At 67.0% G+C, this 18,238-nt stretch carries 14 protein-coding genes; 5 read left to right on the top strand and 9 right to left on the bottom strand.

From position 1 onward, the window contains the following. Positions 1 to 26 precede the first annotated feature (26 nt). Positions 27 to 887, top strand: coding sequence for a polysaccharide deacetylase family protein (locus DI526_RS04945; RefSeq protein WP_304274816.1), 861 nt, complete (start codon positions 27 to 29; stop codon positions 885 to 887). Between the two features lie 71 nt (positions 888 to 958). On the opposite strand, the gene DI526_RS04940 is transcribed toward DI526_RS04945, so the two are convergent. From DI526_RS04940 to DI526_RS04925, 4 genes are all read right to left on the bottom strand, one after another. Further along, complete coding sequence (locus DI526_RS04940) at positions 959 to 1,639, bottom strand: hypothetical protein (RefSeq protein ID WP_304274814.1); 681 nt, start codon at positions 1,637 to 1,639, stop codon at positions 959 to 961. Positions 1,640 to 1,731: 92 nt separating this feature from the next. Beyond that, a complete protein-coding gene (locus tag DI526_RS04935) occupies positions 1,732 to 2,586 on the bottom strand; it encodes an alpha/beta fold hydrolase (RefSeq protein WP_304274812.1) in 855 nt (284 codons plus the stop codon). An 11-nt stretch (positions 2,587 to 2,597) separates the two neighbouring features. After that, a complete protein-coding gene (locus DI526_RS04930; RefSeq protein ID WP_304274810.1) occupies positions 2,598 to 3,449 on the bottom strand; it encodes a DUF1838 family protein in 852 nt (283 codons plus the stop codon). Beyond that, positions 3,446 to 4,645, bottom strand: coding sequence for a serine hydrolase (locus DI526_RS04925; RefSeq protein WP_304274808.1), 1,200 nt, complete (start codon positions 4,643 to 4,645; stop codon positions 3,446 to 3,448). Before DI526_RS04925 ends, DI526_RS04930 begins: the two co-directional genes overlap by 4 nt. Before the next feature lie 209 nt (positions 4,646 to 4,854). On the opposite strand from DI526_RS04925, the gene DI526_RS04920 reads away from it, so the two are divergent. The 4 genes from DI526_RS04920 to DI526_RS04905 all read left to right on the top strand — a co-directional run bounded on the left by DI526_RS04920 (position 4,855) and on the right by DI526_RS04905 (position 11,420). Then, positions 4,855 to 5,871, top strand: coding sequence for a DUF1838 family protein (locus tag DI526_RS04920; RefSeq protein ID WP_304274805.1), 1,017 nt, complete (start codon positions 4,855 to 4,857; stop codon positions 5,869 to 5,871). 5 nt (positions 5,872 to 5,876) lie between these two features. Beyond that, positions 5,877 to 6,836 (top strand): alpha/beta fold hydrolase, encoded by a 960-nt coding sequence (locus DI526_RS04915; protein ID WP_304274803.1) that lies wholly within the window; start codon positions 5,877 to 5,879, stop codon positions 6,834 to 6,836. A 343-nt stretch (positions 6,837 to 7,179) separates the two neighbouring features. Beyond that, complete coding sequence (locus DI526_RS04910) at positions 7,180 to 9,735, top strand: TonB-dependent receptor (RefSeq protein ID WP_304274800.1); 2,556 nt, start codon at positions 7,180 to 7,182, stop codon at positions 9,733 to 9,735. A 206-nt stretch (positions 9,736 to 9,941) separates the two neighbouring features. After that, entirely contained in the window at positions 9,942 to 11,420 is a 1,479-nt protein-coding gene (locus tag DI526_RS04905; RefSeq protein WP_304274797.1) for an NAD(P)/FAD-dependent oxidoreductase, read from the top strand. 71 nt (positions 11,421 to 11,491) lie between these two features. Here DI526_RS04905 and DI526_RS04900 read toward each other — a convergent pair whose 3' ends face one another. The 5 genes from DI526_RS04900 to DI526_RS04880 form a co-directional block, all read right to left on the bottom strand. Beyond that, a complete protein-coding gene (locus DI526_RS04900) occupies positions 11,492 to 12,127 on the bottom strand; it encodes an isochorismatase family protein (RefSeq protein WP_304274796.1) in 636 nt (211 codons plus the stop codon). A gap of 9 nt (positions 12,128 to 12,136) precedes the next feature. Continuing rightward, a complete protein-coding gene (locus DI526_RS04895; protein WP_304274793.1) occupies positions 12,137 to 14,011 on the bottom strand; it encodes a hydantoinase B/oxoprolinase family protein in 1,875 nt (624 codons plus the stop codon). 14 nt (positions 14,012 to 14,025) lie between these two features. Beyond that, the gene (locus DI526_RS04890; RefSeq protein WP_304274791.1) at positions 14,026 to 16,074 is read right to left on the bottom strand and encodes a hydantoinase/oxoprolinase family protein; all 2,049 of its coding nucleotides are present in this window, start codon (positions 16,072 to 16,074) and stop codon (positions 14,026 to 14,028) included. Between the two features lie 234 nt (positions 16,075 to 16,308). After that, complete coding sequence (locus DI526_RS04885; protein ID WP_304274789.1) at positions 16,309 to 17,880, bottom strand: FAD-binding oxidoreductase; 1,572 nt, start codon at positions 17,878 to 17,880, stop codon at positions 16,309 to 16,311. Then, positions 17,877 to 18,224: a hypothetical protein gene (locus DI526_RS04880; RefSeq protein WP_304274786.1), complete on the bottom strand. Its 348-nt coding sequence runs from the start codon at positions 18,222 to 18,224 to the stop codon at positions 17,877 to 17,879. Before DI526_RS04880 ends, DI526_RS04885 begins: the two co-directional genes overlap by 4 nt. Positions 18,225 to 18,238 lie beyond the last annotated feature (14 nt).

Genomic DNA, 18,238 nt, shown 5'->3' with positions numbered 1-18,238 from the left:
TAGCGGCGCATTTTCCGGAGTTTCCGATGTCTCTCGTCCGCAGATGGCCCGATGGCCAACGCCTCGCCCTCTCCATCGTCGTCAATGTCGAAGAAGGCTCCGAACGCTCGATCGCCCGCGGCGACAAGGGTATGGAGGCGGTCGACGAGCTGGGCATGTTCGTCAAGGACCCGATCCGCAACTATCCCAACGAGAGCAACTACCAGTTCGGGCTGAAAGTCGGCGCGCGGCGCGTGTTGGATATCCTGGCCAAGCACGGCGCCAAGTCGACCTGGACGATCTGCGCCCAGTCTCTGGAGGGCGAACTGGACCTGGCGAAGGCCATCGTCGCCGCCGGCCACGAACCCTGCAGCCACGGCTACCGCTGGCAGTTCCAGTACAAGATGGACGAAGCGGCCGAGCGGGCCTTCATCCGCAAGGCGGCCGACTCGATCGAGGCCACGACCGGCCAGCGGCCCGTGGGCTGGCTGAGCCGCTACCTGACGACCGACAACACCCGCCGCTTGCTGGCCGAGGAAGGCTTCCTCTACAGCATGGACGACTTCTCTGACGAGTATCCGTTCTGGGACGCGCCGGACGGCAAGCCGATCGTGGTGATCCCCTACCAGATCGACACCAACGACATGAAAATGTGGAGCGACCCGGCCTATACCGCGCGCGACTGGCTGGACTACGCGACCGACAGCTTCGACACCCTGTACGCCGAGGGCGAAGAGCATCCGGCCATGCTGTCGATCGGCCTGCACCTGCGTATCATCGGCCGCCCCGGGCGCTCGTGGGCCCTGGACAAGCTGCTGCAGCACGCCAACGCCAAGCCCGGCGTCTGGATCGCCACCCGCCGCGAGATCGGCGAGCACTTCGCGCGGACGACGCCCTACGCGGGCTGATCGCGCCATAGCGCACAAAAAACGCCCGACGGAGCTTCCCCGCCGGGCGTTTTGCTGTTCTGTGGTCGCGCCTAGAAGGGCTTGGTCGCCCCCAGGAAGCAGACGCCCGAGATGGTGATCCAGTAGACGTAGGCCATCAGGCGGGCCAGAACGATCTCGCGCTCCAGCGCCGCCTCCTCGGCGGGGTTCGGCCCTTCGGCCAGACGGCGGAAGCGCACGGTCCAGGCGCGCATCACGAAGCGCAGGCCCAGGCCGATGATCAGGGCGAAGCCGTACAGGGTCAGCTTGGTCGGATACCAGAGCGTGCCGGGACCAACCTCCAGCGGACCGTGGCCCAGCAGCGAGGAGATGCCGACGATGAAGATCAGCGGGATCAGGACGTAGCGCAACGCCTCGTCGATCTTGGTCAGGCGGATGCCAAGATCGGACTCCCGCGCCAGGAACGCGCTCCAGGTCAGGCAGAGCCAGGCGCTGAAGGAGATCCACATGCCGACCAGGAACCCGCCGCCGTAGGGCTGGAAGCCGTAGATGTGGCCCATGTGCAGGCCCAGCGGCAGCAGCAGGATGATCCCGGTCCGAGCCAGGATGTCGATCCGGTAGGCCGTCTCCAGGTGACGGCGGCGCTCCTCGAGCGACAGCTTGCGATTGACGATGTTGTACGACGTCTGGAAGACGCCCCACTCGCCGCCAAGCCAGTAGACCATCGCCAGGATGTGAACCCAGCGCAGCACATCCAGTTCGTTCAGGTTCATCGCCCCCTCCTGATATAATAATATATCATTATCATCAGAAGGGCGCGCGACGCTCAAGCGAAAAGCCCTACCGTTGGCAGGGAAATTCAGCATCACCGCAGGGTGAGCTCGCCGATAGCGTCCTTGCCGATGTTGGACGCCAGCGCCCGCATCGCCTTTCGATCGCCCGCGCCATAGGCCGCCAGGAAGAGACTCGAGACCTCGACGCCGCGCTTGAGACCGTCGGACTGGGCCGGAACGTCACGCTCGGGCCGGCAGATCAGATGGCCGAAGTAGTGGTCGACGCCGTTCAGCACCAAGCCGTACTTGTCGCCAGCCGGCGCATTCTCAAAGGCGGCGAGGTGGACGCGCCAGTCAGGCGCGCCGGGCGGGACATCCATCGTTCCCGTCTGGACGAGCGCAGGTCGCGCCAGGGTCTTGAATCCGTCGGCCGAGACCAGACCTGGCGTCACGCCCGGCGGCGAGAAGGCCACCACCGCCTTGACCGCGGCGTCCGACATGGAACCGTCGAAGCCCGTCGGCCGCTCGGCGGCGACGCCGCCCAGCGTCAGGGCGACCAGGGCGCCATAGGAGTGGCCCGCGGCGACATAAGGCTTGCCGCCGGCGAACGCCTTGGCCAGGGCCCGCATGTCCAGCAGCCGCGCCTTCCAGCTGTCGGCCATGCCGTATTTGGCGCGGTCTGGATGGTCGGTAGAGTCGACATGCAGCGGCGCGGCGATGTCGAAGCCGGACGCGCGCCAGGGCTCCAGCAGGTTCTCGTACTTGCCGGGCGCCGACAGGGCGCCGTGCGAGAACAGGATCAGGCCCCTAGGCCTGCCGCTGGCTTTCCAGACGCTGACCTGCACCTGACGACCGTCTTCGGTGGTCAGGGTCTGGAGCGACGCGGCCAGGGCCGGCGCGGCGACCAGCGAGACAGCGCCCGCCAGCAGGCATCGACGATCGATCATCACGCCCTCTCCTACGCCTTGCGCCACAAGGGTTCGAGCTTGGCGCCGGGATCGGCGAGCACGTCCGGATGCCGCGCCTTGGTCGCTTCGAGCCAGGCGGCCGGCAGGTCCTTCATGGCCACGCCCCAGGCGCCAGCGCCATTGCCCATCAGGTGCCCCGGCGCATCACCCATCTTCAACCATGGACGCCAGTTGACGACCGAGGTGTAGGCGTTGCGGCAGGTCACGCGCCTGGTGTTGTTGGCCGCCAGCTCTGCGACGCTGGTCTGGAAGGTGACCAACTCGCTGTAGTTCAGCGGCTTGGCCATGCCCGGGATCTGGGCTTCGGTCAGCACCTCCTCGGTCCACCAAAGATCCTGGCCGATGATCAGCGGCGAGAGGGTTGCGTGCCGGATCTGCAGGCCGGGAATCGCCGGCTCGGCCTTGATCGTCAGGTCCTCGCCGATGACGACCCGCGCGGGCTTGGAGAAGGTATGGGGGACGTCGACCGTCTCGCCCGTGTAGGGATTGGCCCAGCGGTCCATCACCTTGCCGGTTTCCAAGTCGGTGAAGTAGGCGACTTCGTAGGTGAAGCCTTCGAAGCGGCCGTCGGGCAGTTCCCGGTAGCGGGCGAAGGTGGAGGCGGTCACGCCATAGAGCGGACGGACCTCGGCGCCGACAACGCCGTAGTAGCGGCCGCTGATGCAGCCGGCGACCAGCGCCTGGTCCAGAGACCCGCGCAGGCGCATGAAGGCGAGAAGTCGCTTCTTGCCGTCGGATAGATCGAGGGCCGGCGCGGCTTGCGCCGGCTGTGCGGCCATCCCGGCGGCCGATACGGCGGCGAGGCCCGTGGCGACCAGCCCACGACGCGTGCTGTCGATCATTTGAAAGCTCCCGAAGAAGAGGCGCCGGCCGCGAGGCCGCGAAGGATGGCGTTGGGCAGGAAGGCGTTGTCCCATTCCGGCGAGGCGGGCGGCGTCTCCCCCAGTCGCAGCACGATCAGGCGGCGCGACGGAACGATGTAGATGACCTGGTCCGAATTGCCGTCGAACAGCACGAGGTCCTTGGCGAGATAGGGCTCGCTGTGCAGGACCCGAGGCCCCGGAACGTCGAGCGCCCCGAAGCCGCGACGCTGGGCGTAAGGCTCGCCCAGATAGAGCCCCATGCCGACATGCGGGTTCTGCGGCGTGGCCGTCCGCATCTCCGCGACGAAGCCCTTGGGCAGCAGGCGCTTACCGTTCCAGACGCCGTCATCCATGATCAGGATCGCCAGCCGCAGCCAGGTCTGAGCCGGGGTCGTCATGCAGCAGCCGGCGTGGGCGACGCCGCCCGGGCGGTTCAGCCAGACGTCGACATCGGGCGCTCCGATCGGCTGGAGCAGTTGCTGGGACAGGAAGGTCGAAAACCGCTGCTGGGTGGCGCGCTCCAGGACGATCGCCACCAGCTCGGCATTGGCGTTGCTGTAGTCGAAGCGCTCGCCCGGCTTGGCGACCAGAGGGTATTCGTTGATCAGCACTTCTTCGTGCCGGGGCCCGAGATAGGCGCGGTTCAGGATATGGTCGGCCGTCGGCGCGGCGCCCTGCGGCATCAGGCCCGAGCGCATGTCCAGCAGGTGGCGGATCAGGATCTTGGAGCGCTCGTCGCCCTTCCACTCGGGAATGAAGTCGGCGACCGGCTGGTCCAGCGACTTGATATAGCCCAGCTGGATGGCGCGTCCGACGAGAGCGACGCCAAGGGGCTTGGACAGGGATTTCGAGACCAGCGGCGTGTCCGCCTTGGTCGCGCCGAAATAGGTCTCCCGTTCGATCGCGCCGTCCCTCCAGACGATGAAGGCGGTGGAGCGATTGGCGCGAGCATAGGCCTCGGCGGCGTCCAGCGCGGATGCCGCGATCTTGGGCGCCTTTGCCCGCGGCGGCGGCTTCGAGCCCGCCTCGCCCGCCGCCCGCTCGGCGGGGTCGTAGGTGGTCATGATGCCGCCCTTCAGCTGGGCGAAGCGCGCCTCGAGCACCGCGCGATCAGCATCGGACATCGAGGTCTGACCAGCCCAGGCCCCGCTGGCGTTGAGAAGCGTGAGACCCAAGGCCGCGGCGATCCTGGAGAAAGCCCGATTTCGCCCAGCGTTGCTCATGTGACTCACCCTACTGAAGCCTAGTGGAAGCCTAAGCCGAACTCGCGCGCGCCCGTGCCGCTCGGAGCCTCTTTTGTCCGTAGCGCGGATACAGGGCGAGCACGGGTTGCGTCGATAGCGCCGAGCGTTCGATCGTGACCGTACAGTTTGAGGAGACGTTCATGCCCGCCAAAATGACTCGCCGCGAAGGACTAGGACTGGCCGGGCTGGCCGCCGCGGCGCTTTCGGTCTCGGCCACCGCCGCGAGCGCCAAGCCCAAGATCGACTTCGTCACCAAGGTCGACTTCAAGGATCCGAAGTGGAACCGCGACACCTACGCCCGCATGGACGGCAACCTTGATCCGACCAAGGAAAAGTGTGGCTGGATTCGCGGCACCGCCTACGGCGTGCGCCCCAACGAAGCGGTCCGCCCGCTGTTCGAGGTCGAGGGCTTCAGCTTCGTCCGCATCAAACGCCTGGAAGACGGCAGCTGGCGGCGGATGCTGCGCGAGATCGTGTTCTATCGCGACAGCCAGACCGGCGAGATCCTGAAGACCTGGCATAACCCCTACACGAACGAAGACGTTCGCGTGGTGCCGATCGCCAACGATCCGTTCAACTTCACGATCAGCGAGTACCTCCCCGACCCGCCGTCCTATGGCGGCCTGCAAAACGTGAAGACGCCGAAGCGTCCCTATCTGCTGAACTGGACGGAAGGCCCGGACGACACGCTGATCTGCCGCAACGGCATCGACATGATCTACCCGAACGCGCTGCAACCCGACAAATGGGTGCGCGAGTCCTCGGGCCCGATGAACCGCGTCTCTGAGCACTTCATCTACACGATCAAGCGCAAGGACGCCGAGAACCCCAACATGACCCACCTCCCGCATGTCGGGGCGTGGTCGCGGATCACGCCGTGGCTGCCCTGGATGCTGATGGGCCAGGCCGAAGGCCATATCTCGTACTTCACCACCTTCGGCACCCTGCCCGGCGGCGTGAAGGACCTGAAGCCCGACCTGGTCGAGGCCGCCCGCGCGGTCGATCCCAAGTTCCTGAGCGCGCCGACCGAAGACTACGGTCCGTCGCTGTCGAGCCTGGAGAACTACGCCCGGCAACAGACTCCAGCCCCGGTTCCTCCGGGCTGGACCCCGCCGCAGGCGCCGCCGGTCCCCAGCTTCCCCAAGAAGCCGGCCTGATCGCGATGCCGCTGGATCGCCGCACCCTGATCGCCACGTCCCTGGCCGCCTTGGCGGCCGGGACAGCCTCCGCCGCTGACCTGCCTGCCGAGGGCAGGCTCACCGTCGCCCAGCTGCGCGCCCGCTACATGACGCCCGCCGACCGACTGGTCACGCTGGGCGGCGTGGAGGTGCGCTATCGCGACGAAGGTCGCGGGCAGCCGATCCTGCTGCTGCACGGCTCGCAGAGCACGCTGGAAACCTGGGATGGCGTCGCCGACGTGCTGAAGCGAAACTGTCGGGTCATCCGCTTCGACCTGCCGCCCATGGGGCTATCGGGCTCGATCAGCGAAGCCTCCAAGGCGACCCTGACGGGGCCGGACGACCTGATGATCGGCTTCCTGGATCATCTGAAGATCAAGGACGTCGTGGCCGTGGGCGTGTCGAGCGGCGGCACCATGGCGTACTACCTCGCGGCCGGGCATCCCGATCGCGTCAAGGCCGTGGTGCTGTCGAACTGCCCTTCAGAGCCGCTTGATCGCCTTGGCCTCGTCCCGTCGCCCGAGATCACCGCGGCCAACGCCCGGATCAAGGCCACTGGACTGCAGGACAAGGCCTGGTGGCGCACCTACCTCACGTGGCTTTACGGCGATCCCGCCCGCATCACCGACAAGAAGATCCAGGTCAGCTATGACATGGGTCGGCGCGGCGTCGAGCCCAACATGGTGCACCTGCTGGCCCTGGCCGGCAATGGCGACGAAACGGCCAAGCGCCTCAAGGCGGTCAAGGCGCCGACCCTGATCATCTGGGGCATGCGCGATCCGGTTCTACCGCCAAAGGTCGGCACGGACCTGCGCGGACGCCTGACCGGCGTCATCCCCTCGATGGTCGCTCTGGAGGACGTCGGCCACTACCCGCCGATCGAGGTTCCGGAACGCTTCGCGGCGATCGTCGAGACCTACCTGACGCAGGTTCTACCTGGCTGAGCCCCAAGCGCCTGACTTGAACGCCCTGTAAAGCGCGGTCGCCACAAGCGGCCGCGCTTTTCTTTCCGAACAAACGTAGAAGCTGAGCGCCTAGCTCGGCGCATCCATAAGAGGCGCCGCTTCGACTCCAGAAGGGTCAAGGCATAACGATTGCTGAGAATTTCTACCCAAATGGCCTACGAATAAGCCAATTCGTGACACCCGGAGGCGAGCTTCTCGCACGGCGGATAAAAGCGATCTGTCACCGCCTCCAAGACCGTTGGTTTCTGCAGCATACCCAGGTCGCCCACGAATGAAGGCGCGCCAAACCTTGGTCGGAAAACAGCAATTGGGGGATTTTGCTATGAGCATGAACCGGATCACGAGAAGCGCCAAGGCGCTCCTGATCACCAGCGCGGCCCTGGCCGTCGGCGCCCCGTCGATCGCCCTCGCCCAGAGCGCCGCGCCGAGCGGCGGCGTCGAAATCGGCGAGATCGTCGTCACCGCGCGCAAGCGCGCCGAAGACGTCCAGACAGTGCCGATCTCGATCAGCGCGCTCTCGGCCAAGGACCTGGAAGCCCGCAATATCAGCAACATGGCGGACCTGTCGAACAGCACGCCCGGCGTTGCGATCACCTCGATCACCGGCGGCACCACCCTGCTGATCTATCTGCGCGGCCTGGCGCCGGCCAACACCGCCAATGACCTGAACGTCGACGGCAACGTCGGCGTGTTCATCGACGGCATCTACCAGACCAGCCGCAACACGCTGGACGTCATCTCGGTCCTCGATCCCGGCCAGATCGAAATCGCCAAGGGTCCGCAAAGCGCGCTTTACGGCCGCTCGACCTTCGCCGGCGCCATGGGCATCACGACCAAGGGCCCCAGCCACGACCTGTCCGGCGGCTTCTCGGCCACGGCCGGCGTCGACAAGGACTTCCGCGTGAAGGGCACGGTGTCGGGCCCCGTGGCCGAAAACCTGTATGGCCGCCTCTCCGCCGGGTACGTCACCTATGACGGCTACGGCAAGAACGCCGCCACCAGCGACAAGCTGGGCGGCTTCGAAAAGAAGGCCGTCGCCGGCTCGCTGGAATGGGCGCCGACCGACACTTTCACGGCCAAGCTGTCGGGCTTCTTCACCAAGTCGGCCGTCGAGGCCACGCCCAGCACCCTGCTGCCGCTCAGCAAGTTCAACTGCGGCACGACGAACGCCGCCACCGGCCTGCCCACGCTCTACTGCGGTGACGCGACCACGCCGAAGACCAGCGACATGTCGCCCGACATTCCCGACACCCGCTCCAAGAACGCCCAGGTCGCCCTGGACATGAAGTGGGACCTAGGCTGGGCCTCGTTCGTCAGCGTCAGCGGCGTCACCGCCTCGCAGAACAAAGCCTATTCCGACTACGACCTCACCAGCGGCGGCGTGCAGTTCGGCGTGTGCAATCTCGGCGCAGGTTGTGTCGCGAACGGCGCCTACACCCGTCTGGCCAAGGCCAACCTCTACGTCACCTCGCGCGAAAAAGTCCGCACGGTCAGCCAGGAATTCCGCCTGCAATCGCCGGATTCCTCAAAGCTGAAGTGGATGTTGGGCGGCTACTATTTCAACTCGATGATCCCGCTGTCCGGCAGCGGCCTGGGCGTCGACAGCACCGGCCTGGCCGCCAACGAGCGCTATGTGACGGTGAGCCAGATCACCACGCCCACCGCCACCGGCGTCGGCGCGTACGACTTCACCGCCAACCTGTTCCTGTCGGGCGATGGCTCCGACCATCAGGTGTCCGGCTCCTACACGAAATCGGCGACCCGCACGAAGTCGCTGTTCGGCTCGGTCGGCTACGAGTTAGGCAAGCTGCGGGTGAACGCCGAAGCGCGCTACAATATCGACCAGAAGCGCGCCCAGACGTTCTCGATCACCAACCTGACTTCCCAGCCGTACCTCTACCCCACCATCGACGGCGTGCATGTGCCGGCCGCCGGGGTCTTCCCGGTCGCCAGCGCCCCCTACCGCAAGACCTACAAAAACGTCACGCCGCGCTTCAGCGTCGACTACCAGTTCACGCCGACGATCTTCGCCTTCGCGACCGCGGCCAAGGGCATTCGCTCGGGCGGGTTCAACACCGCCAACGCCGTCAGCGCGACCGGCATCCTGGCCAGCGAAGTGTCCTACGACGAAGAGGAGAACTGGACCTACGAGGCTGGCTTCAAGAGCCGCCTGCTGGATCGTCGCCTGCTGCTGAACGCTTCGGTGTTCCACACCGACTGGAGCAACGCCCAGGTCTCCTCCTATACGGACAATCCGACGGCGGTGAACCCGGTGCGCATCGTGCGCAACGCCGGCGACATCAAGGTCGACGGCTTTGAACTGCAGACCGACTTCCAGGCGACGGACGCCATCCAGATCGGCGGCAGCCTCACCTATTCGGATCCGAAGTTCCAGGACGGCGCCTACGACGCCTCGTCGATCACGCAATGCGTGACCTCGGCAGGCGCGGCGGCGACGGGCTGCAAGGTCACGACGATCAAGCTGGCCAATGGCGCCACCCGCGTCGTGCCGTCGATCGCCGGCTATCGTCCGCAGCGCGCGGTCAAGACCCAGTGGAACCTGCACGCAACGGGCCGCTACGACGTCTTCGATGGCTGGACCGCGGAAGGCCGCGTCGACGTCAACTACACCGGCTCGATGTACAACAACCTGTTGAACACGGTGAAGATTGGCTCGCGCACCCTGACCAACGTCCGGCTGAGCCTCGCAAAGGACAATTACAACGTCTCGCTGTGGGCCAATAATCTGTTCGACAAGACCTATGTGGCTAACTCGATCAACCAGCCGCGCTCCGGCTTTCCGAGCGTCTACAGCATTCCGGAAATCTACCTGGGCGAAGGCCGCCGCGTCGGCGTGACGGTCTCGGCCACCTACTAGCGAACTCCCCGACCGCCGTCGCTTCTCCCCGGGGCGTGGCGTCGACTACTCCACGCCGTTCCATTTCACGGACGGCGTGGTTCTTTTTTGGGAGGCGCTCTCCGCCGAGCGGATAAAGACGAGCCCCGCCTCGCCTCGCGAGACGGACTGTAATCTCTTCGACTCAGTAGCCTCCAGTAGCGCAGTACAAACGTGAGAGAAGCCCCATGACCTTCACGCGCCGGCAAGCGATCCTCGGAGCCGCCATCGCCCAGCTGGGCGCCGCGGCGGCTCTGGCTCCGACGGCCCAGGCCGCCCCCAAGCCCGTGAAAGCCAAGGATGCCAAGCCGTCCCCCGTCTCCTCGGATCCCGACGTCATCATCCTTGGGGCCGGCATTTCGGGCCTGGGCGCGGCCAGCCTGCTTGAGGAGCAAGGCGCCAAGGTCCTGATCCTCGAAGCCCGCAAACGCGTGGGCGGGCGGATCTTCACCCTGCTGGACCAGCCGGGCACGCCGGAGATGGGCTTCAACTCCATGGGCGCCGGCTATGGTCGCGGCATGGACATGGCCCGCCGGGCCGGCGTCGAGCTCCACGATGTCGCCCCGCGCTACATGAAGGATCCGCGCCAGCAGTTCGTCCTGGGCGGCGTGACCCTGACCCGCGAGGAATGGGCCGCCTCGCCGAAGAATCCCTTCCCGGCGGCGCTGAAGAGCATGATGCCTTGGGAAATCGTTCCCGTGCTGGTGTCCAAGAACAACCGCCTGAAGGACTGGGCCGACTGGATCGCGCCCGAAAGCGCGCCCCTCGACATCTCTATGCACCAGTATCTGAGCCAGCTGGGCCTGAGCGACGCCGCCATCCGCCTGGCGTTCGACAAGGCCCCCTATTACGGCCTGAACGGCCACCAGTCCTCGGCCCTGGTCTATGAATTCAACGACGGCTGGGGCAAGGCGCAGAGCGCCGCGGGGCCGGGCAGCTTCGCGGTCAAGGGCGGCAACCTGCTGCTGCCCCAAGGCCTGGCCGCGAAGCAGAAGGGCGATATCCTGCTGGGCAAGGAGGTCGTGGCGATCAGCAGCGGCCCCGACGCCGCGGTCGTCACCTGCCGCGACGGCTCGACCTATCGCGCCAAGAAGGTGATCTGCTCGCTGCCGTTCTCTGTGCTGCGCAACATCAGCTTTGAGCCCGGCTTCACCGGCCCCCAGGCAAAGGCCGTCACGTCCCTGCCCTACCAGCCAATCTCGATCGCCTTCCTCACGGTGTCGGCGCCCTATTGGGAGAAGGACGGCCTGCCGCCGACCATGTGGACCGACGGCCCGCTCGGCCAAGTGCTGGCGCAACGCTACGGTCCGACCCCGGACGAAGTGACCGGCCTCAGCGTCTTCGCGCGCGGCGAACTGGCCCTGGCCTGGGATCGCCTCGGCAAGGAGAACACGCTGGCGATGATCGTTTCTGAGCTTGAGCGCCTGCGTCCGGCCGCCAAGGGCCTGGTCAAGGGCGCCTATTATCACAGCTGGGGCCTGGAGCCGTTCAACGGCGGGGACTGGTCTTACTTCAACCCGGGCCAGATCACCGCCTTCGCCCGCGAGATGAGCACGCCTGTCGGTCGCGTGCACTTTTGCGGCGAGCACACTGGCACGTCGAACCGTGGGCTGGAGTCGGCGCTGGAGTCGGCCGAGCGCGTGGCGCTGGAGATCCTGTCGGCTTAAGGCCCGAGCCCAAGCCAAAGGAAAGGGGCGGCCCGCGAAGGCCGCCCCTTTTCTGTGCGGAGGTTAGAGCTCTAGCCGCCGACCTGACCGAGCAGCGCGATGGCCTCGGCCTCGCTGACGACCTCGGCGTACTTGGCCTGCAGGTCGAACAGATTGGCCTCATGCGGTCCCGGGTGCCGATCGCCGCAGGCCTCCCGAACGACGTAGGGAACAAAGCCGTGCTGCAGGGCGTCCAGCCCCGTGGCCCGCACGCAGCCCGAGGTCGAGAAGCCCGTGATCAGCAGGCTGTCGATCCCCATGGCCGTCAGGGTCGAGGCCAGCGACGTGCCGAAGAAGGCCGAGGCGTACTGCTTGTTGACCACCACCTCGCCCGGCTCCGGCTGCAGGGTGTCGGGGAAGGCGCCGTCCGGCGAACCGGCCTGGAAGGCCTTCAGAGCCGGCACCTTGCGATAGAACAGCCCCCCGTCGCGACCGCCCATGGCGTACACCACGTTGGTAAAGACCACAGGCGCGCCAGCCTTGCGAGCGGCGGCGACCAGCCGCTCGTTCGACTCCAGAGCGACCTGGAAGGCTGGATCATAGAGAGGCGAGCCGGGCCGCAGATAGGCGACCACGACGTCGACGATCAGCAGCGCCGGCCGCTGGCCGAACGGCAGCCGGCCGTCGAACGCGCCGGCATAGTTGGCCTTGAGCTCTTCCTGGCTCATGCGCTCTCCTTAAGCCGCCGCCGTGTGGCGCAGGGCCACCGGCTTCTTCGGCGCGGGCAGACCCGTTTCGGCCAGGCAGTTGGCGCGCAGGGTCTCGATATCCGGCCCGAAGTTGAACGGACCCGACGGGGCGGGGCGCTCGGCGCGGATCTTGGCCCGCAGACCCTCGGTGGCCGAGGCGTCGACCTGTCCGTCCTTCAGCACCACGCCATAGCGGCGCGCGCCATCGACCGTGACCAGGCCCTGCTCGACCTCCAGCGCCACCAGCGCCGGTTCGCGTTCCAGCGGGTCGCCCCAACCGCCGCCGCCCCAGGTGATGAAGTGCAGGCGATCGCCGGCCTCGACCTCGAGGTCCTCGACCTTGTTGCCCACGACCTGGCTGGTCCCGTCGGCCTTCTCCAGGATTTTGCGGGCGCGGGCGCCCGGCTCGCCGCCGTTCACGCCCCAGGGGACGGTGAACCAGCGGTCGTCGTGGATGGCGATCGTGCCCTTCTCCAGGAACTTGTAGGTCATCTGGATGCCGTTGCCGCCGCGGTGCAGGCCCGGGCCGCCGGAGTCCGGCACGGTCTCGTAGCGCTCAATGATCAGCGGAAAGTAGCGCTCCAGGAACTCGTTGGGCACGTTGGTGAAGCCCGGCCACAGCGAATGGCCGTCGGGCCCGTCGCCCATAGGCTTGCCGGGGATGCCGCCGAAGCCGATCTGGAACAGCTGGAACCATTTCCCCTTGGCGTCGAAGCCCGAATAGAACAGGTGCGGCGACGACGAGAAGCCGGCGGCGCACAGGAATTCGGGCGTCTTCTGGCCCAGCAGGCCGCCCAGGATGTCGAAGATGCGGCCCAGGGCGTGGGTGCGGCCCGACAGGGCGGCCGGGAACTTCGGCTTGAGCAGCGAACCCTCCGGAATGTGCACCTCGATCAGGTCGTAGAACCCGTCGTTGAACAGGATCTGCGGGTCGAAGACCATGATCATGTAGATGCCGAAGAACATGCGCAGCATGTTCTCGTTCAGGAAGAAGTTGATCGAGGCCTGGCTCTGCGGATCGGTGCCGGTGAAGTCCAGGTGGACCTTGCCGCCCTCGCGCCACATCGTGCACTTGATCTTGTACGGGCCGTAGCCCAGGCCGTCGTCGCAGACATAGTCCTCGAAGCTGACCGGGGCCTCGCCGATCGAGGTGGCGATCAGGTGCTCCATGGCGCGATGGTTGCGGGCCAGCAGTTCCTCGCAGGCCGAGGTGTAAACGTCGTCGCCGAAGCGGCCGGCCAGCTCGATCACCCGGCGCGCGGCCACGCGGCACGAGGCGATCAGGGCGTTCAGGTCGGCCGAGCACCAGTCCGGCTTGCGGGTCTGGTGCATGATCAGCTTGATCAGGTCCTCGTTGTATTCGCCCTTCTTCCAGATCTTCACGGGCGGGATGCGCACGCCCTCCTCGAAGATCGAGCGGGCGTCGATCGGCATCGAACCGACGACCTTGCCGCCAATGTCGGACTGGTGCCCGAACATCGAGGTGTAGGCCAGCAGGCGGCCGTCCTTGAACACCGGCAGCAGCACCAGCCAGTCGTTGGAGTGGCTGATCGCCCCGCCGACCGAATACGGGTCCGACAGGAAGATCATGTCGCCCTCCTCGACCGTGCCCTCGAAGCCCTCGAGGAACGGGCCGATGTACGAGCCGAACTGGCCGACGATCATCCGGCCCTTGTGGTCGGCGATCAGCGGGAAGGCGTCGCCTTGCTCGCGGATGCCCGGCGACATGGCGGTGCGCACCAGGGTGGCGTCCATCTCGATACGGGCGTTGCGCAGGGCGTTCTCGATCACCTCCAGGGTTACCGGGTCGACGGTGACCTTGTTGAAGGGGGTCTCGTTGGATTGGATGATCCGCGCGGGCATGGTCGTCCCTCCCCTTAGGCCAGATTGATCAGGATGTTGCCGACCGCGTCGACCTTGCCGACGCAGCCCAGCTCGATGAGCGTCGTGGAGTCCATCTCGATCACGATCGCCGGACCCGGGATGACGTCGCCCTGCTTGAGCTTGGCGCGATCATAGATGACCGCCGGATGCACCTTGCCGTCCATCCACAGCTCGTGGTCGCGGATCTTGGCGTCCGACGGATGGCCATCGCCCACCGGCAGCTGGGCGGCCGGCAGATCCAGCGCTGCGCCCATGGCCACGGCGCGCAGGTTCACCAGCTCGTGCGGGGTGTCCATGTTGAACGTGAAGAGGCGCTTGTGCTCGGCGTCGAAGCGGTCGGTGACGCCCTTCAGGCCATCCTTGCGCAGAGTCTCGGCGTCGATCGACAGCGGGACCTCGAAGGCCTGGCCCTCGTAGCGGACGTCGATCTCGAACTGGCTGACGATCTGGGCCTCCGGCACGCCGTCGGCCAGCAGCTCGCCGCGCGTCTGGGCCGCCATCTCGTCCAGCAGGGCGATGACCTCTTCCTGCGAGGTGTCCCCGACGCGCTTGGAGAACGAGCGGGCGGTCTCGGTGCGCATCCGGGTGGTCGCGTCGCCCAGGGCGCACAGCACGCCCGGCGAGACCGGCGAGATCGCCGGCCAGCTGTTCATCAGCTTGGCCACGGCGTTGACGTGCAACGGCCCCGCGCCGCCGAAGCCCATGACCGCGAAGTCACGCGGGTCATAGCCCTGCTGAACGGAGATCATGCGCAGCGCGCCGAACATGTTCTCGTTGACGATGTCGATGATGCCGCGCGCGGCCTCGAACAGGCCGATGCCCAGGGCGTCGGCGATCGTCTGGACGGCCTGCTTGGCGCCCTCGCGGTCCAGCTTGAACGTGCCGCCCAACAGGGCCTCGGGCAGATAGCCCAGCACGACATTGGCGTCGGTGACGGTCGGCAGCTCGCCGCCCTTGCCGTAGGCCACTGGGCCCGGCACGGCGCCGGCCGATTGCGGGCCGACGCGCAACGCCTTGGTGAGCTCCGGCACATAGGCGATGGAGCCGCCGCCCGCGCCGACCGTCTTGACGTCCAGAGCAGAAGCGCGGACCGACAGGTGACCGACCTCGGTGGTGCGCACGCGGCGCGCCTCCAGGTTCTCGATCAGCGCCACGTCGGTCGAGGTGCCGCCGACGTCCAGGGTCAGGATGTTCTTGATCCCCGCGTTCTTGCCGACCCACAGGGCGCCGGTGACGCCGCCGGCGGGACCAGACATCAGCAGGGCGACGGGATGCTCCTCGGACTTCTCCGACGACATCAAACCGCCGTCCGAGCGGAGAAGCGACAGCTTGCCCGCCATGCCCGCCGACCGCAGCTTGCCGCGCAGGTTGCTGACATAGCGGCTGACGATCGGGCGCACGGCGGCGTTGGCGACCGTGGTCAGGGTGCGTTCGTACTCCTGCATCTCCGGCAGGACCTCGTGGCTCAGCGACACCGGGGCGTTGGGCAGGATCTCGGCGGCCAGCTCGCCGATGCGCTTCTCGTGCACGCCGTTCAGATAGGCGTTCATGAGCGAGACGGTGATGGCCTCGACGCCTTGCGCCTTGAGCTTCTCGAGCGCGGCGCGGACCTCGCCCTCGTTCAGCGGCGTCAGTTCATTGCCCTGGGCGTCCATGCGCCCACCGACCTCGTAGGTGTCCAGCAGAGCCGCCAGAGGCTTGGGCTTGGGCCAAACGATCCAACCGGCCAGGCCGCCCGGCACGAAGCTGCGGGCGATCTGCATGATCTGGCGATAGCCCTGGGCGACGATCAGGCCGACGCGCGCGCCCTTGCCTTCCAGGACCGCGTTGGTCGCGACCGTGGTGCCATGCAGGAACACCTCGATGTCGGCCGGCGTGATTCCCGCCTTCTGGCAGATCGCCTCGACGCCGTTGAGGATGCCCACCGAGCTGTCGGCCGGCGTCGACGGCGTCTTGTGCCGCCAGAACGCGCCGGTTTCCTCCTCGAGGAGCAGCAGGTCGGTGAACGTGCCGCCCACGTCGACACCCAATCTGTAGGTCATTCCGGCGCTCCGAAGATCCGCGAACTTGAACATCGCGCGGAGCATGGCGCCGCGCTTCGGGCGCTAGAAAACGCAACCCCACCGCGCCGCGCCAACGCACGCCGCATGACTATCCGCCACGCGGAAGAACGGGTGACGGAAGACCGCCAGGCGCCCATTTCAAGGTCGCGCCGCCCAAAGAAAAAAGGGCCGCGAGCATGACCCGCGACCCTTTCGGCTGCATCGGTTCGAGGGCTAGAGGCCCAGCACGCCAGGCGCCAGCAAGCCCTTCGGATCCATCCGGGCCTTCACGGCGCGGACCAGGTCCAGCGCCTCGCCCTGCACCACGCCCGCATAAGGATAGGCCCGGCCCAGCTGGTAGTAGATCGAGCCGTGGGCGTCGAAGAGCGCGACCAGGTCGGCCTTCAGCTTGTGGGCATAGGCGCGGGCTTCGGGGTTGTCAGGATGGCGCGGCAGGGCGGCCAGATAGTCCGCCGGGACATAGGCCTCGTGATAGGCCGAGATCGCGTCCGGCCAGTACAGGGCCAACTCGTAGAGCAGGCCGCCCGAGCCGACCGTCGAGAACATCTCGCCCTTCCAGATCCCGAGGCGCTTCATGTCTACCTGACGCTCGGCGAAGAAGGCGACCAGGGCGGCGTTGACCGCCTTGCCCTTGGAGTGCGGGAAGATCCCGTGGACCGGGACCCAGCGCTCACCGTTTGGGCCGAGCACGTTGTAGAACGGCGCGAAGGGCATGCCGCGCACGACGGCGGGCACGGTGGCGGGAATCTCTCGGCCGTGGGGCGTCGCGATCTGGCGGATGCGGTGCAGTCGGGCCTTGACCTCCGTGTCGTCGACGCCCTCGACGATGTAGTGGATCATGTAGGCCGAGGTCGCGATGTGCTTGCGGGCGCTGAGCGCGCCGCCGAGCAGCTGACCAACGCCCGCCGCCAGCGACGGCGAGGACTTCAGGATCGACAGCGCCAGGCCCAGGAGGTCGCCGGCCCGGTCCTGGCGGGCGATCTGTCCCTGGGACAGCGCGCCGTCGAGGATGAAGCTGGTGTCCTCCAGGCGTTCGGCCGCCACGAGGCGCAGGGCCTCATGCATCGAGGCGAAGTCGGCGAAGGCGAACGAGATCGGACGGTGCGCCGGACGAACCTTGAGCAGCGGCAGGGTGATGCGCGCCTTGACGCCCAGGGCGCCGCAGTCGCCGGTGAACAGGCCGGTCAGGTCAGGTCCGTAGTTGCGCGAAAACGGCGCGCCGCCGTTGATCGCCGAACCCGTGCGGACCAGCGCGCCGTCGGTGGCCACCACGTCGATCGCCAGGGCCGAGCCGGCGGAAATGCCGTAGGCGCCCGAGCCATGGCTGATCGAGTTCTGCGACATCGAGCCGCCGACCGTGGCCATCAAGCCCGAGAACGGTCCCCAGAACGGCGTGCGCAGACCGCGCGCGTCCAGCTCGGCCTTCAGCCTGGCCCAGGTGACCCCCGTCTCGACGGTGACATAGCCATCGGTCTCGTTGATCTCGACGATGCGGTCCAACCCGCCCAGGTCGAGCAGGATCTGGCTCTGCTTCGAAGGTGTATAGCCGTCGGTATAGGACGCGCCGCCGCCGCGGACGTTGATCGGGGTTCCCGCCTCGGCCGCCGTTCGCACGACGGCCTGCAGCGCTTCGACGCTGGTGGGGCGCACCACCGCGATCGGCTCCGCCTGCGCGCGGAAAACGTCGGTGTAGAGCGCGGCGGCCTCGGGTCCGCGTCGCACGTTTTCAGCGCCGACGACCGCGACCAGGGCGTCGACCAGCGACGCGGCGGTCTTGGCGCTCATCGGACCGCGATCTCTTCGATCGTCTGGATGAAGCCGTCGGCGGTTTCGTGGGCCGCGGCTTCGGCGGCTTCTTTGCGCATCAGATAGAACAGGCGCGACAAGAACGCCTGGCGGCGCGCCTCGCGGGCCTCCAGCGCGGCCTGGTCCAGCTTCAGCGTCCTCACGCCCTCGGCCAGGTCCAGGCCCTTGTCCTTGGCGACGCGCTCCAGCGAGTCGACATGATCGGCCAGCACCGAGACTTCCTCGGCCAGGACCATGATCATCGACATCATCTGGTCGAGCGGGGGCGTCTCGTAGAACGCCGGACGCTTGCCCTGGGCGTTACGGATCATCGTATCGGTCATGGGGTACTCGATTG

This window comes from Caulobacter segnis, assembly GCF_003243465.1.
GTDB lineage: Bacteria > Pseudomonadota > Alphaproteobacteria > Caulobacterales > Caulobacteraceae > Caulobacter > Caulobacter segnis_A.
This window is presented reverse-complemented; position numbering and strand designations above follow the sequence as displayed.